The following is a 24614-nucleotide window of genomic DNA, read 5'->3' as shown; positions in this document are numbered from 1 at the left end:
ATGGCCGAGTATCTCAGGCTGCGGCAGATCTGCCTGGTAGCGCCGCATCTGGAGCCGGTGATCTCGGACATCTCCGAAATCATGGGCCTCAACGTATGTTACCGCGACGGCAATGTCGCCAAATATGGCCTGGAAAACGCGCTGCTACCGGTCGACACGATCCTGCTCGAAGTGGTGGCGCCGATCCAGCCGGGCACCGCGGCGGGGCGCTTCCTCGACAAGACCGGCGGCCGCGGCGGCTATATGGCGATCTTCTGCTGCGACGATCCGGACGCGCGCGGCAAGCATGCCAATGCGATCGGCGTGCGCACAGCGAACGTGATCACGCACGCGCCCTATCACGGCGTGCAACTGCATCCGCGCGATTGCCGCGCCGCCTTCATCGAGTTCAATCATACCGACGGCAGCGACGATGTGCTGGGGCCCTATCCGCCGGCGGGCCCGGACTGGCAGAAGGCGATCCGCAAGGACGTGACGTTGGCGCTGACGGACGTCGAGATGCAGAGCCCGGATCCGCAGGGGCTCGCTGAGCACTGGGGGAAGATTCTGGGTATCGCCGTCAGCAATGGGGCAGGCGGTGACCCTGAATTGAAGCTGCCCAATGCCGGCTTCCGTTTCGTCAAAAGCGCAAGCGATCTGATGAGCGGATTGACGTTCAAGGTCGCCGATATCGCCAAGGTGCGCGAGGCGGCGAAGGCGAAGGGTTGCAAAGTGGCGGGCGATACGTTCGATCTTTGCGGCGTGACGTTCAAGCTGGTGGCGTAGCGAAATCCATCAACGCGTCGTCCCTGCGAACGCAGGGACCCATACGCCGCGGCTTATCGGTAAGGCGATGGGGTAGTTACCTTCCGTGCCAACGGGCGACGGTGGTTATGGGTCCCTGCGTTCGCAGGGACGACATGTTGAGAGAGTTGCGCTAGATCACCGTCCCTTGAAATTCGCCACTCTTCGCTCGGCAGTCGCTTTGACGCCTTCCTTGAAATCTTCCGTGGCGCGGAGTCTGGTCTGCTCGGCGAGCTCATGGTTGGTGGCGGCCATGACGCGGTCGGCGAGGCCGGCGCGCATGGTGGCGCGGGTCGAGATCAGGCCGAGCGGGGAGCATTCGGCGATTTCGGCTGCGAGCTTCATGGCCTCGGCTCGCACCTGGTCCTGCGGCACGCAGACATTGGCGAGACCCATGCGCGTGGCTTCCTCGCCCGTGATGCGGCGGCTGGTGTAGAAGATCAGCTCGGCGTTGTTGCGGCCAACAAGTTCGGGAAGCGTCGTGGTCAGGCCGAAGCCAGGATGAAAGCCGAGTTTTGTAAAGTTGGCGGCGAAGCGTGCCTCGGGACAGGTGACGCGGAAATCGGCCGAGACGGCTAGTCCCAGGCCGCCGCCGATGGCCGCGCCGTGGACGGCGGCGACGATCGGCTTTTTGTTGCGGAAGATGCGCACGGCCTGAACGTAGAGATGGTTGATCGGCAGATTGGCGGCCGGGTCATTCTGCGCGCTCGCTTCCTGTTCTTGCCGCTTCGGATCGGAAAAATCCGCGCCGGCGCAGAACGCCTTGCCTTGGGCTGCGAGCACGGAGCTGCGGATTTCGATGTCGTTGTCGAACTCCTCCAGCGCATCCGCAATCTGGTTGATCAGCGAGACGTCGAAGAAATTCAAGGGCGGCTTGCGGATTTCGATCAGGCCGACATGGCCGTGCTTCTCGACGCCGATATCAGTGTATTTGGTCATTAGGTTTCCTCGTTGAATTAGCGCAAACCAGGCCGCGCTAGCGCAGACCGAGTCCGCGGGCGATGATGCCGCGCAGCACTTCGGTGGTGCCGCCCTGGATCGTCAGCTTAGGCGCGGTCTTGATGGCGAAGTCGAGTTGCTTTTCCAGCGTCTCGCGGTTACCAGCGGTTTCCTCGACAAAGGCGGCGAGTTCACGCACGCGATGCGGCAATTGCTGCTCCCAGATGGTGCCGATGTCTTTCACGATCGAGGCCTCGACCACCGGCTCCTTGCCGGCCTGTAGCATGCCCGCGACCGACACCGACATGCGCCGCATCGTGTGCACCTGCGCGACCAGGCGGCCGATGCCCTCGGCGCTGCGGGTGTCCGGGTTATTGCCGACGGCGCGGACCAGCTCGGTCAGCACGTAATAGGTCTCAAGGAAGCGTTCGGGGCCGGACCGCTCATAAGCGAGTTCTGACGTCGCCTGCTTCCAGGCGCCGTCGATTTCGCCGAGCACGTAATCGTCGGGAATGAAGTGGTCAGTGAACACGACCTCGTTGAATTCGTACTGCCCGGTGATCTGGCCGATCGGGTTCACCTGGATGCCCGGCTGCTTCATCTTGACCAGAAACTGCGTCAGGCCGTGGCGGCGGTTTTCTTTGGTCGGCGGTGACGTCCGAAAAATCGCGATCATGTAATCGGCGATATGCGCCGAGGAGGTCCAGATCTTGGTGCCGTTGATCAGATAGCCGCCATCGGTCTTGGTGGCGCGGGTCTTTGCCGCGAACAGATCGGAGCCGGAGTTCGGCTCGCTCATGCCGATCGCAAAGCAGATCTCGCCGCGGCAGATGCGCGGCAGGATTTCCATCTTGATGTGCTCGGGCGCGTATTTCAAAAGCACCGGGCCGCTCTGGCGGTCGGCGACAAAGAAGCGCCGCGTCGGCGCATTCGCCACGCGCATTTCCTCGGTCACCACATAACGCTCAAGGAACGAGCGCTCATGGCCGCCATATTTCTTCGGCCAGGTCATGCCGAGCCAGCCGCGCTCGCCCACTCTTCGGGAAAACTCCGGCGCGTCGGTGTCTTCGCGGTTGGGCTGGTGCGGATCGAACGTGCCGGCTGCGATTTCCTCGGCAAGGAAGGCGCGGACTTCCTTGCGCAACTGCTCGCATTCGCTCGGCAGACGGATCGGATCGAAACGGAGGGCTGCGGTCATTGTTGTTCTCTATGCAGGCAAATCGAGATGATCTCAGCGCGAGGCCACGAGCGGCCACAACTCATCGGCGCCTCTTTGTGCCACGAGCTTGCCGAGCTCGACCGCCCAATAACTCTCGGAGCCGAAATCGTCGCGCCAGGCCAGCGCGCGCAGGGAATAGCGGTGCAGGATGTGCTCGATGGTAAAGCCGATCGCGCCATGCACCTGATGGGCGATGCCGCCGCCTTTTTCCGCCGCCTCCGAGCAGCGGATTTTCGCCGCCACCGCTTCGAGAAACACTTCGTCGTTGAAGCCCGTAGCGTTGGCAATGGCATCCGCGGCCGAGGTGGCCGCGGCAAGTGCGGCCGCCGACTCGCCGGCGAGCCGCGCCAGGTTGTGCTGCACCGCCTGGAATTTCGAGATCTTCTTCTCGAAGGCGACACGCTCGTTGGAATAGCGCACGGAGATTTCCAGCATCGATTCCAGCGCGCCGGCGATCTGCAGGGATCGCGCGACGCCGCCCATCAGCATCAGCCGGGCCTGGTCGAAACCTATTGGCGCCGGCTTGATCGCGACCGGCTCCACCTTGTCCAGCGTCACGACGTCAGAAGGATCGCCGCCGAGATTGAGGCCGCTCTCGATCCGACACTTGCCAGCATCGACCAGCGCGACGGAGAAATCACCCTTCGCATCGCTGGCGAGCACCGCGAAGTATTTTGCGACCTTGGCAAACGGCACGCCGCGAGCCCTGCCCGACAGGCTGCCATCGGCATTGATGGTAATTCGGTCTTTCGGGCTCGCAGGCACTACCGTCATCTCACCGCCGGGCGAAGTGATCTTTGCCTGCGCCAACAGCCAGCCCGCCAGCATGGTTTCGGCCAGCGGCACCGCGACGGCAAAGCGGCCGGCCGCGCTCAGCACGCTAAAGCCTTCGGCGAGAGAGGCGCCCGAACCGCCGTAATCCTCCGGCACCCAAGCCAGCGGCAGGCCGGCGTCGGTCAGCGCCTGCCAGAGCGGGGCTTTCCACTTACCCTTCTGGTCGCGATTGATGGTTTGGGCGTCGGCGAGATCGGCGAAGATTTTCTCCGCGGTCTCGGCAACGATGTTCTCACTCTCCGCCACAGCGTTCCCCGATTTGAAATTGGCATGCCAATCCCAACTCATATGGCCGGGCCGGCTGCGGTCTTTTCTTGCGCTTTATGATGGGCAAAAGCCATAGCTGTGACAAGTGCTGTCCGCAGGGCCGCATGAGGCGGCGGCATGAAGATCGCGGCGCAAAGAATAAATTCCGCGCAACGGACTTCTTCGGATTTGCACGCCGTTGGCCGCGCGATATGGTAGCGCTCGGCCCCGCCAGCGGCCGGTCAAAACTCTAATTCAAGAACAACAAAGGGAATGCGGATGTCGAAGGATGGTTTGTGCGCGATTGTCACCGGTTCTGCTTCGGGTTTGGGGGCGGCGACCGCGGCCATTCTGGCGAAGGGCGGCGCGCGCATCGTCGTCAACTATTCCAACAGCAAGGCGGAAGCCGAAGCGACCGCCGATCTCTGCCGCAGCGCTGGCGCCGAAGTCGTGGTCGTGCAGGGCGACGTGTCGCGCGATGAAGACTGCAGGAAGATCGCCGCCGCGGCCGTGCCGTGGGGACGCCTCGACGTGCTGGTCAACAATGCCGGCACCACCAAGCACGTGCCGCATCACGATCTCGACGGGCTTTCGGCCGAGGACTTTCAGCGCATCTATGCCGTCAACACGATCGGTCCGTTCCAGATGATCCGCGCGGCGCGCGCGCTGCTCGAAGCGGGCGCGAAAGCCTCCAACCTGCCGTCCGCCGTGGTCAACGTGTCGTCGGTCGCCGGCATTTCCGGCGGCGGCTCGTCCGTCGCCTATGCCGCAAGCAAGGGCGCGCTCAACACCATGACGCAATCGCTGGCGCGCGCGCTGGCACCGCTGATCCGCGTCAACACGGTGTGTCCCGGCTATATCGATACGCCATGGTTCACCAAGGGCCGCGGCGAAGCCGGCGCGAAAGCCGTGCGCGATGCTGTCGTGGCGAAGGTGCCGCTGAAGGTCGCCTCCACGGCCGAGGATATCGCGCAGCTCGTCTGCTTCCTCGCTTCGCCGGCGTCGAGCAACATGACCGGCGAGTTCGTGCGCATGGATGCGGGGATGCATCTGGTGTTGTGAAGATTGGAGGGCCGTCATTCCGGGATGGTGCGCTAGCACCAGACCTCAGGTGCGCAATTGCGCACCGGGGAATCTCGAGATCCTCAGGTGCGCAAGTGCGCGCCATAGTTCGATGCTTCGCATCGCCCCGGGATGACGGTTACGCCGTCACCTATTCCCCGGATCCGAGATCACGCCGCGCGCTACCAGTCTGTTCCAGATGAACAGCACTACTAGGGCGCCGATGGTGGCGGTGATGAAGCCAGCACCCTGATCGGGGCTGTAGTGGCCGATCGCCTGGCCGACGAAGGTCGCCAGGAACGCGCCGGCGATGCCGAGCACCGTAGTCAGGATGAAGCCGGTCGGGTTGTTCTGGCCCGGCGAAAGGATGCGCGCGATGATGCCGGCAACGAAGCCGACGACGATGATCCAGATAATGCCGCCCATTTCCGTCCCCTTTCCAATGCGTCCATGGTGAAGCGGCGCGGCACCTCTCGGGCGCCGCGCGTCTCGCGACGTCAGATCCGTTCCGATATCTCGTTCTCGTTCGGCAGCCGTCCGTCCGGTGTCAGATGATTGACGACGTCGGGCAGATACTGGCTGAGGCCTTGCAGCAAATCGTCGCGCGACAATCCGCTTTGCGCCGATAGCTGCTCGATGTCGTCGGCGCCGAGCGCATTGCCGAGATCGCCGGGCGAGACCTGCTTGTTGGGGCCGTTGCTGATCCACGAGTCGGCCTGATCGCCGAGGCCGTTCTGTTGCAACTGTTTCATGAGGTCGCCGAGGCCGCCGCTCAGGATTGTGCCGGCCGCGCCTCCCGCGAGCAGCCCGCCCAAGCCGCCCTTGAGCATGTCGCTGAGCCCGCCGCCCATGCCGCCGCCGGGCATGCCGGCGTTCACATTGCCGGGTACGGGCGCCGGTTGTGGTGCGGAGCCGGTCTGGTTGCCGCTGAAATGCTTGATGCCTTTCCAGGCCAGCAGCGCCAGGATCGCCATGGTCAAGGGCGACATTCCGCCGCTCTCGGATTGTGAGTTGGGGCGGCTCGGGCCGCGCGGCCCATTCATCATGCCGTTGAGTACGTCGAGTAAACCCATGGTTGTCTCCTCTGCGTAGCCCCGCGTGAAACATAACGGTGGCACATGACGGTTACAAGGCGCGAGCGGTGCCACCTGCGATAGGCACCGTCCGCGCGCTCTGCTATTCGAAGCCGGTTGCAACGCGGTAGGTGACAAATGGTTTCGCGCCAAACGATCGTTATCGCAGGCGCCGGCAGCATCGGCTGCTTCGTCGGCGGCATGCTGGCGGCCGGCGGCTGCCGCGTGGCGCTGCTGGCGCGTCCGCGCGTGATCGCCGAGATCGAGGCAGGCGGCCTGCGGCCGACCAGTTTTGAAGGTTTTGACCAGACCGTCGCGCGCGATCGGTTCGTATTGTCCGAAAACCCTTCCATTTTTGCTGACGCCGGCGTGGTGCTGGTCACGGTCAAGAGCGCGGATACCGCTGCGATGGCCGAAATCATCGCTCACCATGCGCCGTCCAATGTCGTCGTCGTTAGCCTGCAGAACGGCGTCGGCAACGCCGCCGTGCTGCGCAATCGCCTGCCGGGGCGGCGCGTGCTCGGCGGCATGGTGCCGTTCAACGTGATCGCGCTTCGCGCAGGGCGGTTTCATCGCGCCACCTCGGGTGACATCGTCATCGAGCAGGACGAGGCGCGCACAGCAGAGAAATTGTCGGTGCCGGGACTGACAATGCGGCCGACCGGCAACATTGACGGTGTGCAATGGGGCAAGCTGCTGCTCAATCTCAACAACGCGCTCAACGCGCTGGCCGATCTGCCGCTGCGCCGGCAGCTCGCACAACGACCATGGCGGCAATTGTTCGCCGATCAGCTCGCCGAAGCTCTCGCGGCGATCAAGGCCGAAGGTATCAAGCCGGTGTCGCCGACGCCGATTCCGCCCGCCTGGATGCCGGCTTTGTTGCGGCTGCCGGACCGGATCTTCGAAGCGTTGCTGGGGCGGACGATGAAGATCGATCCCGAGGCGCGCTCGTCGATGTGGGAAGATCTGCAGCGCGGCCGCCGCACCGAAATCGATTATCTGCAGGGCGTCATCACCGAAATCGCCGAGCGCCGCGGACTTGAGGCGCCGCTCTCGCGCCGGATTGTGGAATTGATCCGGCAGGCTGAAAGCAGTGGCCAGGGCTCGCCCGGCCTGACGCCGGAGCAGATTCGCCCCCGAAATTGATTTGCCTCGGCGCCGGTCCCGCGCGAGTTTCGTTCGGGTAAGCCGATGGGAGAAGCGACATGAAACGAACGCGCCTCGCGCTGGTAGCGGTTGCCGCCCTAATTTTCTGGGCGTCATTGCTGCCCGCTTATGCCGTGCCGCCGACGGCGACGCCCTCGCCGGGTTATGAAGCGAGGCTGCAGGAGCAGCGGGCGGCGTCACGTGCTGTTGTCGCGCCGGTCATCAAGTCGCGCCGCGTCAAGCGGATGCGTGCGCACTGATGCTGATTCGCCGCGAGCGCACCGCTCAGCCACGTCGTCCCTGCGAAAGCAGGGACCCATAACCACAAATCGTTATTGTCTGAAAAGGATATCTACCCAGCGGGTCAAAATAACCGCCGCGGCGTATGGGTCCCTGCGTTCGCAGGGACGACAGAAGTGGCTAGCTCTTCTTCTGTTTGCTCGGCGGCTGCTGCTGTGGGTTGAACAGCCGCTTCAGTTCGTTGATGCTCTCCGAGAGCCGCGGCCATTCACATGAGAATTGGTTCTTGGCGCATTGGGCCGCCCTGATGCGTGCGGCCTGCTTGACCGGGCTCGCCACCGGTATCGGCACTCTTTCGGTTTCGACCGGCGGAGGGACCTGCTCCGTGCGCAGCGAGACCTGTTGGACACCTTGTTGTACTCCCTGTGCTGGCGGCGGCTCCGGCTGTTGCTGCTTGGCCGCCGCCGCTGCGGCGATGTGGTTGCGCCGCTCGCGCTCGAGATAGGCAGTATATTGCTCGTCGATCTTCTTCTGCTCTTCCGGCGTCGGGTTGGGTCCCGCGATGTCGAACGTCCGGTCCTGCATGAAGTCGTAATAGGTGTAGCCGCCGCCGGGCTTGCGGCGGCCGGCGAATTTCGCGTTGCATTCAGCGAGTTTCGCCGTCTTTTCTTCTTTGGTCGTCGCCTTCTCGGCCACATCGGCGCAGGATTCGAAATCGAACGGTGCGCTACGCCACCACTGCGCATCTGAAGCCACCGGCGCGAGCACGAACAGCCCTCCGATCGTGGCAACAACAAGTGAAGATGCACGTGAGGCGATCACGGACGGTCTGCTCCAACTCGAATTCTCTAGGGAACTTTGATTGAGTCGATTGTCATCATTTTGGCAGCGCTGTCACCCCGAAATTGCACGGTGTTCCCGCTTGCGTTGTGACCTTATCCTCGGGATGTGACCGGTGGAACACGGTGTTAGGTCTTTAAAAATCCTGAAGAAATTCAACGGCAGGACAAATTCGCGCAGACGATGCTGTAACGATTCTAAGTGCACCATCTGAGGGCGAGCGAATGAGCACGCCACATTGTGGCAAGAATCAGTCAGCGCCTCTCGCGCGAGCCAGCGTGCGCGACGCCGTTTCATGGAACACTGCGCGATAGAGTCTTGCGAATTCGCCCATGTGACGGAAGCCATTGGCTCGGGCGCAGGACGTCACGGTGATGGTGTCGGATCCCTTCACGAGCTGCGCGCGCGCCGACCAAAGCTGCTTGAGGCGCAAATAGCGATGCAGGCTGATGCCGCGGACGCTCGCCACAGCTGTGCCCAGCGTCCTGACCGACACGCCGCATTGTTCGGCGAGGTCGGCGCTGTAGATCGCCGAGGCGGCATGAAAGGCGACATACTCGTCGATCATGCGAACGAGGCGGCAATAGCCTCTGCTTGCGTGCCGGCTCGCCACTTCCGGCGTTCGGCCGCTGCGGAACATCTCGTCGATGGCGAGCAGCAGGCCCTCCTGGAGGGCCAACGCCGAACGCGGCTCCTGCAACAGTTCCGGCCTGGCGGAAGCCGTCTGCAAAATATCTGTCGTGACGGATCTGACCGTTGCGAGGGCGTCGGGGTCCGGCATGAATGGGCATAGCCGGTCCGGCGTATCGAACCATTCCCGATCGCGCAGGCCGGCGCCAAGCGTGATGATCGCGTGCAGCGATCCACGGGGTTCAACGAACTGCAAATCCACATTGCCGCGCATGCCGACAAAAGCCGGACGATTCACGGACATGCCGTTGACGGCTACGTCGTAGTCGTCCTCGATCTGGAAGATGACGACGCCATGCGCGGCGCGGTAGCTGACATCGACAATACGTGGAAACGAGCGGAGCATCGTGACCCGGCAGCAGGGCAACTGCACCGCCGCGCGCGCGGTATGGAAGTTCGCAAGATTCAGCGGAAGGCTGCGCGCATCGGCGACGAATTCGACCGGCCGGAAGGCGTCGATGTCGGAAAACCGGATGATCGAAAGGGCCGGCGAGGGGGCAAGATTCTTAAACAGCATTGTAAGACAACCGGGCGGCGCGAATCGTCGCAGCCAGCGTCGGCCGGTCTGGTTAACGCAACATTAAGAAGTGTGGCCGAGGCGAAGATTTCGAAAGCACCGCCGTGACCTGCGAGGCCGCCGGGCGAGCCGGACCCATCCAAATCCATTATACCTGCTCAAGCGGAATGCTAATTGTTTTGCAGCAACCCAAGCCATCATGTGGCGGCTGGAGCCCTCGCGCCGAGCGGGCCGGAGCTGCAACAGGAAGCAAGAGGAAACAGTCTCTATGACCATCACCACGGCCATACCGAGCGTGCCGAAGCCCGCGCCTGAGGTGATCGAGGCGTTCAGGAACGCTCCGACCTCGATCATCAGCGACAACCTTGCGCGGCTGCCGGGCGCCGTGGGCCTGCGGCCGTTTCATCGCGCCGGCCGGCTGGTCGGACCTGCTTTTACGGTGCGCACGCGGCCCGGCGACAATCTTGCGATCCACCGGGCGCTGGAACTGATCGGGCCGGGCGACGTCATCGTGGTTGATGGCGGCGGTGACGAGACGCGGGCGCTGGTCGGCGAGATCATGAAGAACATCGCCGAATACCGCGGTGCCGCGGGCTATGTGATCGACGGCGCCATCCGCGACGTCGCAGCCTTCGCTGCCTCCGACTTTCCCTGCTTTGCCCGCGCGGCGATCCACCGCGGCCCGTACAAGAGCGGACCCGGCGAGATCAACGTGCCGGTTTCGGTCGGCGGGTCGGTGATTTCTCCCGGTGACATCGTGGTGGGCGATGAGGACGGCGTGGTATCGTTCCCCGCTGCTGTGGCCGCCACATTGCTCGAGGCGGTCCGCGCCCAGATCGCGCGCGAGGAAGATACGCTCACCGCGATCCGCGCAGGCCGCTACCAGGGCAGCTACGGAAAGTCCTGACGGGGCGCGACAGCACGCAAGGAGGATCGATGACTCAGAAGGACGAATTTCACAATCTTGATAACCCTAGCGACGGCCTGCTTCGCGAACTCGCTGCCGGCGTCACCACACGCATCTTTTCCGGCGAGCACGCCATGCTGTCGGTGGTGACGCTGGCGCCGCATTCGCAAGGCACGCTGCATCATCACCCCGAAGAACAATGGGGCGTGCTGCTTGAGGGATCGGCGATCCGCGTTCAGGGCGGTGAGGAAATTCCGGTCAAAAAGGGCGATTTCTGGCGGACGCCCGGCAATGTGCCGCACACCATGCGGGCTGGACCGGAAGGTGCGCGTGTGCTTGACATCTTCAGTCCGCCGCGCCCGGAATACAAAAAGGCCGGGTCCGGCTTCGGCACCTAGAGCATGATCCGGAAAAGTGGGAACTGGTTTTCCGAAAAATCATGCTCAAACAAGGAGAGGAGATCGTGATGCGATTCCGCCTAATCGCATCATGATCTAAAGCAAGTCTGCGAACAAAAACAAAAAAATCGCGGGCGACAACGGGAGGAGAGTTCTGTGAAGATCACAAGACGCAACTTGCTTGCGGCGACAGCCGCGTTCGCGGTGACGCCGGCGCTGGCGCAGCCGGCCAAGAACATGACGCTGGTGGTGCCGTTCCCGCCGGGCGGATCGACCGACGCGCTGGCGCGGCTATTGCAGTCTCATCTGCAGACGAAGCTCGGCCGCACCGTGCTGGTGGAGAACAAGTCCGGCGCGGCGGGCTCGCTCGGCGCCGTGCAGGTTGCCAAGAGCGCGCCTGACGGCGCGACGTTCCTGGTGACGTTCGATTCGCACGCGGTCATCCCATCGATCCTCGAAAAGCCGGGGCTGGATGTCGAAAAGGATCTGGTGCCGGTGTTCCTGGTCGGCACGGCGCCTTATGTCATCGCCGCGAATGCCGAGCGGCCGTACAAGACCTTTGCCGACGTGGTCGCGGCCTGCAAGGCAACGCCCGGCGCGGTGAAATATGCCTCCGTCGGCATCGGCACGCTCGGCCATCTGGCGATGACGGTGCTGGGCAAGAAGGCCGGCGTCGAGATCACACATGTGCCCTACCGCGGCGGCGGTCCGGCGATGAACGACGTGCTCGGCGGCCATGTCGATCTCATCGTGGGATCGGCGGCGTTGATCACGGCACAACTCGGCACCAACAGGCTGCGGCCGATACTGCAGATGGGCCGCGCGCGGATGCCCGTGCTGAAGGATACGCAGACTGCGATCGAAGCGGGCTTTCCCGATTTCGAGACGCTGGCCTGGTGGGGCGTTTTCGCGCCGAAGGGAACGCCGGAAGATGCCGTCGCCGGCATGGCGAAATCGGTGAAGGAGATTCTCAGCGAGCCGGCGGTAGCGGCGCAGTTGCGCGATACCCAGAACATGTCGCTGCTGCTCGCCGACGGCAAGGAGTTCGGCACCTTCTTCGCCAAGCAGGTGAGCATCTGGGGACAGGTGGTCCGCGAGAACAACATCAAGGCGTAGCAGCAAGTGCCGCCACCGTCTCCGCTCATGATGAAGGCCCCACCAGGGTGGGGCCTTCATCATCAAGAGGCGGTCGCCTCAGTTGTAGTCTGAATATTTGAACTGCGGCATCGCCTTGAGCTGCTCCTTGGTACCGCTCATTACCGCGTGATCGGGCATCCAGTCGTTCGCATCGCCGCTGCGTCCGGTCGTCGTCGTGGCGCCCGTGGCTGCGCCCGTCGTGGTCTCGCGCTGCGTGCCTGTAGTGTCGCGCGTGGTCGCTCCAGGCGCCGTCGAGCTGGTGCGGACCGGCTCCTCGACGAATTTGAGCTTGTCCATGGAAACGGCGATGTCGTGCTCGCCCATGCCCAGGAAGCCGCCGACGCCGATGACTACGGCATTGACCTTGCCCTGCTTGTCGAGAATCAGCTCGTTGACCTCGCCGAGCTTTTCATTGGCATCATTATAGACGTCGAGTCCCATGAGCTTGGACGCGCGCCAGTTCCCCTTGAGCTCCATCTTTTCCTGCGAGCCGGCCGTCGCGGCGGGGGCGGCGGGCTGAGCCGTTTGCGCGGTCTGCGCATAGGCGGGAGCACTGAAGACGGCGGCGCTCAAAAGAGCCGCGGCTAGGAATTTCTGCATTTTGTCCTCCTCGAAAATGGACGTGTTTCCCTAGAACAGAACGCATGCGCGAACGTTCCACGGCATTCGGGGAAGTTTCGGCATGACTTGAGGATGCGGCGTGGCGTCGGGTTTCGTCGACTGTGTCACTCCCCGGCCACGTGCGAGACGTCGAGTCAGCCGCATGCTGAAGAGGTATGGCGGTACACGGGGCAGAAAAGCCGCAACTGGAGCCGTCGGCGGGCGGCTCCTTTTTGGTTTTCGATCGACGCGGAAATCCCTTTGCGGGGCCCAAAGAGTGTGGCCCGGAGGGGCTGGCGATGCCACGCCTGCTTTGCTATGAAGCGTCCCAAGCACCTGCTTTGCCATGCGGGTCCGCGGTCCCGTAGCTCAGCCGGATAGAGCGACGGTTTCCTAAACCGTAGGTCGGAAGTTCGAGTCTTCCCGGGATCGCCAGCACGCCAGTGCCACAACGCAGCCATCCGCGGATCGAACCGGCGCATGACAGACATTGTCACCATCACGCTTCGAGCAGCGCCCTGAATTCCGCTCGCGCCCGCTGCGCTTCTCGCTTCGCGGTATCCGACGCTTCGCCGAGGCCGAAATAGCCGTGGATCAGGCCGAGGCCGTCATAGTAGCTGGTCGGCACGCCGGCAGCCTTGAGCGCGTCGGCGTAGGCCTTGCCTTCGTCGCGGAGCGGATCGAACCACGCGGTGCAGACGATCGCCGGCGCCACGCCTGCAAGATTCTTGGCGCGGAGCGGCGAGACGCGCCAGTCGGTGCCGTGGGTTTTGTCTTCGAGGTAATGGCCGCAAAACCATTCCATGGTGGCGCGGGTGAGGAAATAGCCTTCTGCGTTCTCGCTGCGCGAGGGGAAGCGGGCGTTTTCCGTCGCGTCCGCGAAACTTCCGGCAACGTCGGTGACGGGATAGACCAGCAACTGCGCTGATAGCCTGATGCCGGCATCGCGGCAGGCGATCGCGGTGGTGGCGGCAAGATTGCCGCCCGCGCTGTCGCCGGCGACGCCGACGCGCGCGGCATCGCCGCCGAACTCGGCGATGCGGGCGATGACGTCCTGCGTGGCCGTGAAGGCATCCTCGAAAGCGCCGGGAAAACACACCTCGGGCGGCCGGCGGTAATCGACCGAAACGACGACGGCGCCGGTCTCGATCGCGAGCCAGCGCGCCTGCCGGTCATGGGTTTCGAGATCGCCTGCAACCCAGCCGCCGCCGTGAAAGAACACAGCCGTCGGCGATTTTTCGTTCGAGTTCCGGTAGACCCGCGCCGCAAGGAATCCGGCCGCGCCTTTCACCTTGATGTCTTCCGTGCTCATCACCGGGGGTGGCGGAACTGCCGCGCGCGAGGCCGCCAACGCGCGGAGCGCATCGCGCGCGCTCTGCGGTGTCATCGTTGCAGGATCGCGCAGCGGCAGCAGCGGAATGATCTGGGCGACGACGGGATCGAGCGGCGGGATCATGCGGGGCCTCGTTGCGGAACAGGACGGCAGCATAGGTAACGGGCGCGGCGGCCGCAATTGCGGCGTTTCCCAGCGCAGACCGGGGCCCGCATCCTTCAATTGATAATGATTGCTTCAAGACGATATGCGGGCAGCGTCGATAGAATCGCGGTCCGTTTACTTCTGGTTATCCCTAACCGAGCGCGCGCGGGGAACGGCCGGGGGCGCCGATCATTACTCCTTCCAGAGGGAGTGGTGCGATGGATCAAATTGCCGGAATGGATCGGGCGCTCGACGAAATGCTCGTGCAACTCGGCGGGATGGTGCTGAAACTGTCCAGCCCGGAAGTGACGCGGACCGCCGACGAGCGGCGCGCACTGGCGTACTCGGTCAACCAATATTCGCTGTGCGCGGCGCGCTCGGCTGATCCGCGCGTGCACCAGCTCAAGGCCGAGCTTGAGGAAACGATCAAGCCGCATTTGCGGCTGGTGGCCAGCCGTTAAGGCCTGCCGTTCGTTTCCGACGCTGCGAGGCCGGCGCGCAGGTGGCGACGGCCGGGCGAAGCTCGGCCGCGACGTCGCGCGAATGACTTAGCTCGAATAATTTAGAGCGTCTTGAGGTACTCGATCAGCGCCTTTCGATCGTCGGCGGACAACTCCGGTCCGATGACGCCCTTGATTTTCTTGTTCTTGTCGTAGTCCTTCCTGAATTCGTGGCCCCTGTTCGAGTTGCCGCGAATGGATGTATCGAATTCGAATCCATTGGCGATCGGGTCGGTCTTGTAACCGAGCTTCACAGGGTCGTATTCGCGGCTGCCGAGATAGAATTTCGTCGGCCGCTTTTCCGGGTCGCCGAGCAGATCGTCGATGGTCGGCACCGAGCCGTTGTGCAGATAGGGCGGCGTCGCCCACACGCCGTTCAGCGGACGGACCTTGTAGGCTAACTCGGCCTGGATTTCGTTCGGCATATTGCCGTCCATGCGCTTGCGGTCGGCATCGCTCAAAGGCGGGTTGTGCTCGCTGTAAATGAGATTGACGGTGTTCTCGACCAGATATTTGAGAGCGAAGCCGAACCTGTTGTCCGTGATTCCGAGATTCGAGGGCAGGGCAACTTTTCGGCTGGCCATGTCTTCCGCTTGCGCGGGATCGGTCCCGATATGCGAGATCGGTATGTTTTCGACCTTGAGGATCGCCTCGCCGGCCTGATTCTTCGTCCACCACTTCTCGTTATTGTAGAACGCCTCGCTTGTCACCGGCGGGCGGTGACACTCCTGGCAATGGGTCTTGTAGAGTTCGGCGCCCTTGTCGGCCAGCTTCTGGTCGATCGGCGGTAGGATATCACCCGGCCATTTCGGCGATTTGAGGCCTGAGAATCCGTCCTTCGCGCTCGGCGGCTTGTCGCCTTTGATCATCTGCTCCATTTTGTCGAGCGACTTCACGTCGACACTCGACTTGTAGAGGCCCTTTACCGGATCGGTCAGGTTGAGCTCCGCCGACACGCCGAGCGCTTCGCCGGCATTGCGGACCATGGGCTGCATGATTGAGCCGTTATACTGGACCCAGTCGAACCACGGCGTGTTCCAGATCCTGGGATAGTGCACTGGCGCTGAGGAGCCAGCGTAGTTTTCGGGCTTCTTCAGGTCGATCGAAAACACCTGATTGCCGATCCGGTTCAGCGCATCGAGCCGTCCGTATCCTTCGATGATGCTCTGCGCGGCGACGGCCTCCTCGAGATTCTTGACCTGCTTGTATTGGGCGAGGACCTGGTCGAGCTGATACTTCAGGGTCGCGCGGTCGTCGACGGTGGAGTCCGGACCAAGGATGCGCTCGGCGAAACGGTCGAACCGACCAGGCCAGTAGCGCGTGAGCAACAGCGAGATGCCCATGCCCTGCTTCATCGCGAACAGGTTGGTGAGCGCCGGTCCGCCGTCGATGACGACGGCGGTGTCCTTGTAGGTGAAGCTGCCGGTGTGGCAGGCCGCACAGGTCAGGCCGACGCCGGTCATGTTCTGCTTGTTGCGCGGGTTCTTCCACGGCGCGCCGGTCGGGTCCAGCATTGGACCGCCCTGCGCGAAGCCGATCGGGAGTGCCTTCTTGCCGGGGATGACGGTATCGGCAATGAAGCCATAGCGATCGAGATAGGCGGAATCACTGAACAGGCCGGGGGAGGTGAACAACAGCCAGGGAATCGTCGGCTGCTCCAGCGCCACGAACCATTCGTAGGGAAAGCCGAAGGTCCGCGTTCCCTGATCGGCGTGATAGAACCAGCTCAGCTTTTCCTTAGGAACGCCCTGGTCTAGCCAGACGGTTTTCTTCGGTGTCGGATGTTCGACGATCTTGACGTGAAGATCCTGCCAGAGCTTGGCGACGTCGTCCTTGACGGCGGCGTAACCGATGCCGACGACCGCCAGCGCGATCACTATTTTTGCAATCCTTTTGCCCCGCATGGCCTGCCCCTCGTTAAAGCCGCGCCGTTGGCGCGCAATATCGGTCTGTTATCAAAAAACGCCGCAAGGCGAATCACCCTCGGCGTGCGATTAGATATGATGCCATCTTATAGTCGCGCCGTAGGTCTGTCCATAAATCCAAATCCTTGAGGACCGCGGGATTGCGATCCTCGCCGGTCATCGTTCGCCGGGCGTTTTCCAGTATAGAGTCTCAATCATGCAGAAGAGTGTTGGACAGATCACATGACGGCAGAAGCGGCAGAACGCTTGCGAATAGAGATCGGCTCCGGCCAGGCGGTTTCCGGCCTGGTGGTGGAGTCGCCACAGTCCCGCGCCTGTTACGTGTTCGCGCACGGGGCCGGCGCGGGCATGACACACAAGTCGATGGAGACGGTTGCCGCGGGCCTTACCGAGCGCGGCATTGCGACGCTGCGCTATCAGTTTCTCTATATGGAAAAAGGCGGTAGGCGGCCCGATCCGCCCGCGGTTGCGCATGGAACGGTGCGAGCGGCCGTGGCGGAAGCCGGGCGACGCTTTCCCTCATTGCCACTGATCGCGGGCGGCCGATCGTTTGGCGGGCGGATGACGTCGCAAGCGCAGTCCCTTTCACCATTGCCGGGCGTCCGCGGGTTGGCGTTTCTCGGCTTTCCGCTGCATCCGGCCGGCAAGCCGTCCAGCGAGCGGGCCAGCCATCTCGCCGACGTCACAATCCCGATGCTATTTTTGCAGGGCACGCGCGACGCACTGGCGGAACTGAGTCTGCTCGAGCGAGTCGTGCACGGCCTGGGATCGCGCGCGACCCTGCATCTGCTTGATGGCGCCGATCATTCTTTTCACGTGCTGAAGAGTTCGGGGCGGAATGATCGCGCGGTGATGGACGAGGCGCTGGATGCGTTTTCCGAATGGGTTCAGACGGTCGTGAGTTAAGTTCTCCGACGTCGTCCCTGCGAACGCAGGTACCCATAACCACAGGAGCACGTAGTTGAGAGAAGCCGACTCCCCTCGTGCCTCTTCTGCTGGCCACGGCGTATGGGTCCCTGCGTTCGCAGGGACGACGGAATAGAGGCGAGAGCCCCTCAACTTGTCGCCCCTGCGAAAGCAGGGGCCCATAACCACCGCTTTCGTTGTGTGATAAGGTGTCTGCTACCGCGCTTCCTCGATAGATCACGCGGTATGGGTCCCCTAAGTTCGCAGGGACGACGGATATGGTTGCGCTCGTCGCTTTCTGAACTACGATGCGTCATGACAAAAATCCTGATCGTTAATCCCAACACCACCGCCTCTATGACGGAAACGATCGGCGCCGCCGCGCGCGCTGTTGCCGCACCAGGCACCGAAATATCCGCCGTGACCTCTTTGATGGGGCCGGTCTCGATCGAAGGCTATTACGACGAGGCGTTTGCCGTGCCCGGCCTGATCCAGGCGCTGATGAATGCACGGGATGCTGACGCTGGCATCATCGCCTGCTTCGACGACACCGGGCTCGATGCGGCCCGCACCGCCGCGCCCTTTCCGGTGGTCGGTATTTGCGAGGCCGCCCTGATAACGGCTGGTCAAATCGCAAAGCGCATCGCGATCGTCACCACGCTGCCGCGCTCGATCGTGCCGCTCGAAGAGCTGGTGCGCCGCTATGGCTTTGCGGAGAGGGTGCAGGTCACCGCTTGCGACGTCGCAGTGCTTGATCTCGAAAAGCCGGGCTCCGGGGCGGAAGCGAAGCTTGACGCCGAGATCGCCCGCGCGCTCGAGAAGGGCGCGGAGGCGATCGTGCTCGGCTGTGCGGGCATGGCCGATCTCGCGCAAAAACTGTCGCGGAAATTTGGCGTCCCCGTCGTCGACGGTGTGGCGGCCGCGGTGAAGCAGGCCGAGGCGCTGGCGGGTTTGAAGCTCACGACCTCGCGGCGCGGTTCCTATGCGTCGCCGGGCGTTAAAAATTACACCGGGATACTCGCGCCGTTCGCGCCGAAAGCCTCAGGCTAGGGCTTCGGTTCTGATCCAATCAGAACAGAAGCCCTAGATTCTTATTTGATGCGTTTTCTTTACGCGAACCGGCATCCACTTCGCTCGAAAACGCTATTGTTGCGGCGCGCCGTAGATCTTGTCGCGTAGTCGGCGCATGCCGGCGAGCCAGCGGTCGCGGTTGGAGGCCTTGCGCTGGACGTATTCGGCGACCTGCGGGTGCGACAGGATGAGGAAGCGTTCTTCCTCCATCGCCTCGATCACCATGCGCGCCACCTCCGGCGGCTGCAACACGCCATCGACCCGCGCCGCGCTCGGGCCGGGCGTCGTCATGCCGGTTTGCACTGACTGCGGGCACAGCACGGAGACGCGGATGCCGCGGTCGCCATATTGAATGGCGAGATGCTCGGCGAGCGCCACCGCGGCGTTCTTGGTGACGCCGTATGGCATCGAGTTCAGCGACGCCAGCAGGCCCGCGGCGGACGCCGTATTGAGGAGATAGCCGGAGCCGCGTGCGAGCATGCCGGGCACCAGCGCGCGGGCCGCGAACACATGGCTCATGACATGGACGCGCCAGCTCACCTCCCAATCGGCGTCAGACGCGGTCTCCTGGCCCTTGCGCGAGAGCCCGGCGTTGGAGAAGAACACGTCGACCGGGCCATACTTGTCCTCGGCCGCCGCGATCAGTGCCTTGATGTCTTCCTCCAGCCCGACGTCGGCCGTGATCGGCAGCCCGTCGATGTCGCCCGCGACCTTGGCAAGCTTCTCGCGCGAGGTTTTGAGGTCGGCGACGACGACGCCACGCGCGCCGGCCTCCGCATAGGCGCGCGCCACCGCCTCGCCGATGCCGCTCGCGGCTCCCGTGACGACGCAGACCTTGTCTTTGACGTCCATGATGCGGTTTCCCCTTGCTTGTTCTTAGGTCTTGTAGAGCCCCTTGTCGCGCGCCTGTCGGATCGCCAGCGCGGCCATCATGTCGAGCATCGGTGTCGAAAGTCCGGCGGCGCGGGCGAAGGCGGCGGGCGCGCGCACCAAAACGTCGATCTCCATGGCGCGGCCAAGTTCGTAATCCTGCAGGATCGACGGCTTGTGGTCGGGCGCGGGGCCGGAGCGCGTCACGCGCTTGACTTGCGGAAAGCAGCTTTGCGCCACGCTGTTGGCCTCGTCGAGCAGGCGCGGCACGATGTCGGCGAGATCAGGATCGTCGCGTACGGCGCGCGCAGTCTGCCCGGTCAGCAAACACAGCACCGACATCGACATGTTGGTCAGGAGCTTTGACCAGATCGTCTCCCTGATCTCCGTGACCTCGGGCGAGTCGATCGAAGCGTTGTTCAGCGCGGCGCGCAGCTTCGCGACGCGCTCGCTGGCGCGGTCGTCGCACTCGCCGATCAGGAGCCGGTTGCGCTCGGGCGAGAGGTTAGCGACCACGCCCGGCGCCAAGACTTCATTCGATGAGAACACCACGCCCCCGACGATGCGCTCTCTCGGGATCGCCGCGCGCAGGCGTCCGCCAGGATCGAGGAAGGCCAGATCCGGCACCGGCGGATGGCTTGGCGAGAGCCCGATATCGTACCACCACGGAATGCCGTTCTGCGCGAACACCACGGCGGTGTCACTGCCGAGCAGCGGCTGCAGCCCAGCGGCGAGGCTGGAGAGGCCTGTCGCTTTCAACGTGCAAATCACGACGTCCTGCCGGCCCAGCGCGGCGGGATCGCTGGATGCGCTGACCTTCGCCTTGAACTCGCCATCGCCAACCCGCAGCGTCAGCCCGTTGGCTTTCACGGCATCCAGATGCGCGCCGCGCATCACGCAGGAAACGTCATGTCCTGCCAGTGCAAGCCGCACCGCAAAATGGCTGCCGACCGCGCCTGCACCGAAAATGCAAATCCGCATGGATGGGAAATCCTGCTGAAGGGATCGTCCGAAGCTTCAGTTTCCACAAGCACGCTACCGTATGCAACCGGTGACGCGGTTTGCATCACTGCTATGGCGAAAAGGGATGGATCACCTTCCGTTGTCTCGGCATAGTGCCGCCAACAACGAATACGAGAGGACCGTCGAATGACTGCCGATCCGGTTTTGTGGAATCTCGACGCGCGCGGTATCGCCACCGTCACGCTCAATCGCCCCGAGGTGAACAACGCGTATGACGGCGGACTGATCGGCGGCGTGCTCGCGGCGATGGACGATCTCGGCAAGAAGCAAAATCTTCGCGTCGTCGTGCTCAAGGGCAATGGTAAGCATTTTCAGGCCGGCGCCGATCTGAAATGGATCAACGGCGTGCGGCCGAAATCGGCTGATGAGAACGAGGCCGTGTCGCGCGCGACGTTCGAGGCCGTGCAGCGGTTGAATACGCTGCCGATCCCGACGGTCGCGCTGGTGCAGGGCGGCTGTTTCGGCGGCGGCACCGGCGTGATCTCGGCCTGCGACGTCGTGATCGCCGCTGACAATGCGCTGTTCTCGATCACCGAAGTGCGCTGGGGCCTCACCGCCGCAATCATCATTCCGCAACTCTGCGACGCCATCGGCGTCCGCCAGGTGCGCCGCTATGCGCTGACCGGTGAACGGTTCGGCGCGGAAGAGGCCCGCCGCATCGGGCTGGTGCATGAGGTGGTGCCGCTGGCGGAGCTGGAAATGGCAGGCGCCAAGATGGTCGAGCAACTGCTCGCCAACGGCCCCGAAGCGTTGGCCGAAACCAAGCGGCTGGCAATGGAAAGCTCGTTCGGCGGCATGGGCGTCGACGACGAGGCCTATGCGCGGCTGGTGAAAATGCACTCGGCGCGGCGGCAGACCAAAGAGGCGTCGGAGGGGCTCGCGTCGTTTGCAGAGAAGCGGGCGGCGCGATGGGGGGCCGGGTAAATGTCTTCCAAACGCATCGCCGTTGCCGGACTGGGCGAGATCGGCCGAACCGTCGCGCGCAAGCTGGCGGACGGGTTGCCGGGCCTTTCGCTCGCGGCGATCGCGACGAGGGATCAGGCGAAGGCGCAAGCATGGCTCGATCGTGAAGGCGTCTCCTGTCCGCTGATCGCGCTCGATGACTCGCCCGAATATGCCGACCTCGTCGTCGAATGCGCGCCGGCTGAAATGCTCGACCAGATCTGCCGGCCGATGCTAACCGCCGGCAAGCAGGTGATGGTGCTGAGCGCCAGCGCGCTGTTGCCGCGACCCGATCTCGTCGATCTGGCCCGGGTGCATGGCGGGCAGATCATCGTGCCGACCGGCGCCTTGATCGGATTTGATGCGGTTTCGGCCGCCGCCGAAGGAACCATCCATTCGGTGCAGATGGTTACGCGCAAGCCGCCCCGAGGTCTCGCTGGCGCGCCTTATCTCATCGAGAACGGGATCTCCATGGAGGGCCTGACATCCGCGCTGCGTGTTTTCAAGGGCTCGGCGCGCGATGCGGCTGCCGCCTTCCCCGCCAATGTCAATGTCGTGGCGGCCTTGTCGCTGGCCGGCATTGGGCCCGATCGCACGACGATCGAAATCTGGGCCGATCCGGCGGTGACGCGGAATTGCCATCAGATCAAGGTCGAATCCGACTCGGCCTCGTTCACGATGTCGATCGAGAACATCCCCTCGGAAAATCCGAAGACCGGCCGCATCACCGCGCTCTCGGTAATCGCGGCGCTGCGCAAGCTGGCTTCGCCGCTACAGGTCGGAACGTAAGCGCCTTCCGCGTTTACAGCGCCGGCGAGAGCGCGCGTCTCAAATGCTGCAGCAGCGCCTGCACGGCTGCGGCATTCACTCGCCGCTCGGGAATGGCTGCCTTGACCCACAGTTCAGGAATCACAAAATCCGGCAGCACCGCCTGCAATGTGCCGCTGCGCAGCGCGTCGGCAACGAGATAGTGCGAGGTCAAAGCAATGCCGTTGCCGGCGATCGCGCTTTTCACCAGCACATGGCCTTCGTTTGAGCTCAACAGCGGGCGCACCTGGATGCTGGTTCGGCCACGCGGCCCGTCAAACGTCCATTCTGATCCGGTGGGGAGAAAGCTCAAGCAATGATGATCGACCAGTTCGCGCGGGTGCTGGGGCACGCCATGGGCTGCGAGATAGGCGGGCGAGGCGCATAGCAGCCGCTGGAGCGAGCAGAGCGGCTCGTCAATGACGCCGCCGAATGAATGCGGGAACGCGCCGATGGCGATATCAAATCCTTCCGTCACCGGATCGACCGGCCGGTCGATCAGCACGATTTCAAGCTTCAGCCGCGGATTTTGCGTCTGGAAGGCGCTGAATGCATCGGCAAGCCGGGCGATGGTGAGCGAGGTGGGGGCCTTGATGCGAAGGTGATCGACGAGGTCGCGGTCATTCTCGCCCATGCGCGCGAGAAGGTCGCTGGCGTCAGCCACTACGCCGCGCGCGCGATGCAGATAGCGCTGCCCCGCTTCCGTCAATCGCAACTGGCGGGTCGAGCGGCGGAACAGCGCGATGCCGATCTGGTCCTCGAGCTGCGTAACTCGCTTCGACACGACCGAGGTCGAAACGTTGAGCTTGCGGGCGGCGGCCGAAAAGCCGCCGGCCTCCGCGGAGGCCAAAAAGGCCTGAAGATTAGTGAGCGTATCCATCCACTTTTCACGATTCGAGAAAGCTGATCGCGCTATTTGGCGGATTGTAGTCCGTTACGCATCAATTCATAGTGCCGGCAACAAGAAACAGGGACGGAAGGCGACCAGTGTCGGCCGAAACGATCACAGAACCCGCGCGCCGGGTACCAGTCTATGGCGAATATGAAGTTGCCGTCCTCGGTGGCGGGCCCGCCGGCATTGCCGCGGCCATCGCCGCCGCGCGCGCAGGCCGGCGCACGCTTTTGATCGAGCGCTACGGCTTTCTCGGGGGCATGGGCACCGCCGCCGGCGTGACCAATTTTTGCGGACTGCATGCCAACGTGCATGGCGAGATGCGCCGGGTGGTGCAGGGGATTGCGTCCGAGCTGCTCGCGCGGATCGACCGGCTCGATGGGCTCAATGCGCCGCATCTTATCCTCGGCAAGATTCTCGCGCAGGCCTATGACACCGCGGCCTACAAAATCGCGGCCGACGATCTATTGGCCGCGCACAAGGTCGATATCCTCTTTCACGCCCTTGGCGCCGGTGTGGTGATGGATGATGAGAGGCGCATCCACGCGCTGATGGTGGAAACCAAGGCGGGGCGTCAGGCGGTGTGCGCGGGCATATTCATCGATTGCTCAGGCGACGGCGATCTCGCGGCCTGGGCGGGCGCACCCTTTGAAGTCGGCGACAATGCCGGCAGCATGCTTTACCCATCGATGATGCTGCGCCTCAACGGCATCGATCCCGAAAGGGCGGGCGAGGCGTGGCGGACGATCCCGGCGCTGATGGAAAAGGCCGAAGCCGCGGGCACGCATCGTTTTCCGCGCAAGTCCGCGATCGTGCGGCCGCAGCGTTCGGCGATCGAATGGCGGGTCAATTTCACCCAGCTTGCGCGCGAGGATGGCAGCGCAGTCAGCGGCATCGATCCTGATCAGATGACACGCGGCGAGATCGAAGGCCGCCGTCAGGCCGTGCAGGCGTTCGAATTCCTGCGCACGGTGCCCGGTTTCGAAAAATCCTACATCGTCGACCTGCCGCCGCAGCTCGGCATCCGCGAGACGCGGCGCGTGATCGGCGGCTATATGCTGTCGGGCGAGGATGTGCTCGGCTGCGCCTCGTTCGAGGATTCCATCGGCGTCAACGGCTGGCCGATGGAGCAACATGTCGCCGGCGACGTCGTCTTCAAGTTTCCGCCGATCCCGGAATCGCGCGGCTTCAACGAATTGCCATATCGTATGCTGGTGCCTGAGGGCATAGACAATCTGCTGGTGGCCGGGCGCTGCGCCTCGATGACTCATGAGGGCCAATCTGCGGCGCGGGTCTCCGGCGCCTGCTTTGTGATGGGGGAGGCGGCCGGTCTCGCCGCAGCATTGGCGCTGTCCGGAAATACAATTCCACGCGACATTGCCGTTGAAAAGTTGCAACAAGCGTTGAAACAACAGGGCGCGTTCATCGGGCGGGACCAGAGCGTGCCCGAGGGGTTATAGATCGGTGAGTTCCGAAATATGCTACGTCGTCCCTGCGAACGCAGGGACCCATAACCACAGGACTTGATAATAGCAAAAGCCGTCTGCCCTTGTCCCAAAGTAAGGCCGCG

The 24614-nt window shown here is 63.4% G+C and carries 26 protein-coding genes and 1 tRNA gene; 14 read left to right on the top strand and 13 right to left on the bottom strand.

Annotated features, from left to right (window positions below; genetic code table 11):
• Positions 1–765 (top strand): hypothetical protein, encoded by a 765-nt coding sequence (locus KJQ96_RS20360; protein WP_213288332.1) that lies wholly within the window; start codon positions 1–3, stop codon positions 763–765.
• Positions 766–921: 156 nt separating this feature from the next.
• Here KJQ96_RS20360 and KJQ96_RS20355 read toward each other — a convergent pair whose 3' ends face one another.
• Genes KJQ96_RS20355 through KJQ96_RS20345 form a run of 3 tightly spaced genes read right to left on the bottom strand, consistent with a single transcriptional unit; the run spans position 922 to position 4021 of the window.
• Positions 922–1722 carry an enoyl-CoA hydratase/isomerase family protein gene (locus KJQ96_RS20355; RefSeq protein WP_213288331.1) on the bottom strand — a complete coding sequence of 267 codons (801 nt, stop codon included), beginning with the start codon at positions 1720–1722 and terminating at the stop codon, positions 922–924.
• Positions 1723–1759: 37 nt separating this feature from the next.
• The gene (locus KJQ96_RS20350; RefSeq protein WP_213288330.1) at positions 1760–2920 is read right to left on the bottom strand and encodes an acyl-CoA dehydrogenase family protein; all 1161 of its coding nucleotides are present in this window, start codon (positions 2918–2920) and stop codon (positions 1760–1762) included.
• Positions 2921–2953: 33 nt separating this feature from the next.
• Positions 2954–4021, bottom strand: coding sequence for an acyl-CoA dehydrogenase family protein (locus KJQ96_RS20345; RefSeq protein ID WP_213288329.1), 1068 nt, complete (start codon positions 4019–4021; stop codon positions 2954–2956).
• A gap of 279 nt (positions 4022–4300) precedes the next feature.
• Here KJQ96_RS20345 and KJQ96_RS20340 point away from each other — a divergent pair, with 279 nt between their 5' ends.
• Complete coding sequence (locus KJQ96_RS20340; RefSeq protein WP_028347623.1) at positions 4301–5083, top strand: SDR family NAD(P)-dependent oxidoreductase; 783 nt, start codon at positions 4301–4303, stop codon at positions 5081–5083.
• 147 nt (positions 5084–5230) lie between these two features.
• Here KJQ96_RS20340 and KJQ96_RS20335 read toward each other — a convergent pair whose 3' ends face one another.
• A complete protein-coding gene (locus KJQ96_RS20335) occupies positions 5231–5509 on the bottom strand; it encodes a GlsB/YeaQ/YmgE family stress response membrane protein (RefSeq protein WP_065726443.1) in 279 nt (92 codons plus the stop codon).
• Positions 5510–5580: 71 nt separating this feature from the next.
• Entirely contained in the window at positions 5581–6156 is a 576-nt protein-coding gene (locus KJQ96_RS20330) for a YidB family protein (RefSeq protein WP_213288328.1), read from the bottom strand.
• Between the two features lie 138 nt (positions 6157–6294).
• On the opposite strand from KJQ96_RS20330, the gene KJQ96_RS20325 reads away from it, so the two are divergent.
• Positions 6295–7302 (top strand): 2-dehydropantoate 2-reductase, encoded by a 1008-nt coding sequence (locus tag KJQ96_RS20325; protein ID WP_213288327.1) that lies wholly within the window; start codon positions 6295–6297, stop codon positions 7300–7302.
• Positions 7303–7361: 59 nt separating this feature from the next.
• Positions 7362–7562, top strand: coding sequence for a hypothetical protein (locus KJQ96_RS20320; protein ID WP_213288326.1), 201 nt, complete (start codon positions 7362–7364; stop codon positions 7560–7562).
• A 160-nt stretch (positions 7563–7722) separates the two neighbouring features.
• Here the strand turns inward: KJQ96_RS20320 and KJQ96_RS20315 are convergent, their stop codons facing one another.
• Positions 7723–8364, bottom strand: coding sequence for a hypothetical protein (locus tag KJQ96_RS20315; protein ID WP_213288325.1), 642 nt, complete (start codon positions 8362–8364; stop codon positions 7723–7725).
• A 268-nt stretch (positions 8365–8632) separates the two neighbouring features.
• Positions 8633–9589 (bottom strand): helix-turn-helix domain-containing protein, encoded by a 957-nt coding sequence (locus KJQ96_RS20310; RefSeq protein ID WP_213288324.1) that lies wholly within the window; start codon positions 9587–9589, stop codon positions 8633–8635.
• 268 nt (positions 9590–9857) lie between these two features.
• On the opposite strand from KJQ96_RS20310, the gene KJQ96_RS20305 reads away from it, so the two are divergent.
• From KJQ96_RS20305 to KJQ96_RS20295, 3 genes are all read left to right on the top strand, one after another.
• Complete coding sequence (locus KJQ96_RS20305; protein ID WP_213288323.1) at positions 9858–10496, top strand: RraA family protein; 639 nt, start codon at positions 9858–9860, stop codon at positions 10494–10496.
• A 29-nt stretch (positions 10497–10525) separates the two neighbouring features.
• Entirely contained in the window at positions 10526–10894 is a 369-nt protein-coding gene (locus KJQ96_RS20300; RefSeq protein ID WP_213288322.1) for a cupin domain-containing protein, read from the top strand.
• A gap of 156 nt (positions 10895–11050) precedes the next feature.
• Positions 11051–12010 carry a tripartite tricarboxylate transporter substrate binding protein gene (locus tag KJQ96_RS20295; protein WP_213288321.1) on the top strand — a complete coding sequence of 320 codons (960 nt, stop codon included), beginning with the start codon at positions 11051–11053 and terminating at the stop codon, positions 12008–12010.
• Between the two features lie 78 nt (positions 12011–12088).
• On the opposite strand, the gene KJQ96_RS20290 is transcribed toward KJQ96_RS20295, so the two are convergent.
• Positions 12089–12631, bottom strand: coding sequence for a PRC-barrel domain-containing protein (locus KJQ96_RS20290; protein WP_213288320.1), 543 nt, complete (start codon positions 12629–12631; stop codon positions 12089–12091).
• A 358-nt stretch (positions 12632–12989) separates the two neighbouring features.
• On the opposite strand from KJQ96_RS20290, the gene KJQ96_RS20285 reads away from it, so the two are divergent.
• Positions 12990–13066: transfer RNA gene (locus KJQ96_RS20285), tRNA-Arg, on the top strand.
• 64 nt (positions 13067–13130) lie between these two features.
• Here the strand turns inward: KJQ96_RS20285 and KJQ96_RS20280 are convergent.
• Complete coding sequence (locus tag KJQ96_RS20280) at positions 13131–14087, bottom strand: alpha/beta hydrolase (RefSeq protein ID WP_213288319.1); 957 nt, start codon at positions 14085–14087, stop codon at positions 13131–13133.
• Between the two features lie 239 nt (positions 14088–14326).
• Between KJQ96_RS20280 and KJQ96_RS20275 the strand changes: the two genes are divergently transcribed.
• Positions 14327–14569, top strand: a complete 243-nt coding sequence (locus KJQ96_RS20275) for a hypothetical protein (protein WP_213288318.1) — start codon at positions 14327–14329, stop codon at positions 14567–14569.
• Between the two features lie 101 nt (positions 14570–14670).
• Here KJQ96_RS20275 and KJQ96_RS20270 read toward each other — a convergent pair whose 3' ends face one another.
• Positions 14671–16512, bottom strand: coding sequence for a di-heme-cytochrome C peroxidase (locus KJQ96_RS20270; protein WP_213288317.1), 1842 nt, complete (start codon positions 16510–16512; stop codon positions 14671–14673).
• A 243-nt stretch (positions 16513–16755) separates the two neighbouring features.
• Here KJQ96_RS20270 and KJQ96_RS20265 point away from each other — a divergent pair, with 243 nt between their 5' ends.
• Together KJQ96_RS20265 and KJQ96_RS20260 are read left to right on the top strand one after the other, a co-directional pair.
• Positions 16756–17439 (top strand): alpha/beta family hydrolase, encoded by a 684-nt coding sequence (locus KJQ96_RS20265; protein ID WP_213288316.1) that lies wholly within the window; start codon positions 16756–16758, stop codon positions 17437–17439.
• 315 nt (positions 17440–17754) lie between these two features.
• Entirely contained in the window at positions 17755–18489 is a 735-nt protein-coding gene (locus tag KJQ96_RS20260; RefSeq protein WP_213288315.1) for an aspartate/glutamate racemase family protein, read from the top strand.
• Between the two features lie 93 nt (positions 18490–18582).
• Here KJQ96_RS20260 and KJQ96_RS20255 read toward each other — a convergent pair whose 3' ends face one another.
• Positions 18583–19362, bottom strand: coding sequence for an SDR family oxidoreductase (locus KJQ96_RS20255; RefSeq protein ID WP_213288314.1), 780 nt, complete (start codon positions 19360–19362; stop codon positions 18583–18585).
• A gap of 24 nt (positions 19363–19386) precedes the next feature.
• Positions 19387–20361, bottom strand: coding sequence for a ketopantoate reductase family protein (locus KJQ96_RS20250; protein WP_213288313.1), 975 nt, complete (start codon positions 20359–20361; stop codon positions 19387–19389).
• Positions 20362–20529: 168 nt separating this feature from the next.
• On the opposite strand from KJQ96_RS20250, the gene KJQ96_RS20245 reads away from it, so the two are divergent.
• Entirely contained in the window at positions 20530–21327 is a 798-nt protein-coding gene (locus tag KJQ96_RS20245) for an enoyl-CoA hydratase-related protein (protein WP_213288312.1), read from the top strand.
• Positions 21328–22134, top strand: coding sequence for an aspartate dehydrogenase (locus KJQ96_RS20240; RefSeq protein WP_213288311.1), 807 nt, complete (start codon positions 21328–21330; stop codon positions 22132–22134). It abuts the gene before it with no gap.
• 13 nt (positions 22135–22147) lie between these two features.
• Here KJQ96_RS20240 and KJQ96_RS20235 read toward each other — a convergent pair whose 3' ends face one another.
• Complete coding sequence (locus KJQ96_RS20235; RefSeq protein WP_213288310.1) at positions 22148–23032, bottom strand: LysR family transcriptional regulator; 885 nt, start codon at positions 23030–23032, stop codon at positions 22148–22150.
• Between the two features lie 107 nt (positions 23033–23139).
• Here KJQ96_RS20235 and KJQ96_RS20230 point away from each other — a divergent pair, with 107 nt between their 5' ends.
• Positions 23140–24504 (top strand): FAD-dependent oxidoreductase, encoded by a 1365-nt coding sequence (locus tag KJQ96_RS20230; protein WP_213288309.1) that lies wholly within the window; start codon positions 23140–23142, stop codon positions 24502–24504.
• The last annotated feature ends 110 nt before the right edge of the window (positions 24505–24614 follow it).

It is taken from the genome of Bradyrhizobium sp. sGM-13, from assembly GCF_018398875.1.
Taxonomy (GTDB): Bacteria; Pseudomonadota; Alphaproteobacteria; order Rhizobiales; family Xanthobacteraceae; genus Bradyrhizobium.
The sequence above is the reverse complement of the archived record's forward strand: the minus strand, read 5'-3'. Positions and strand labels throughout refer to the sequence as shown.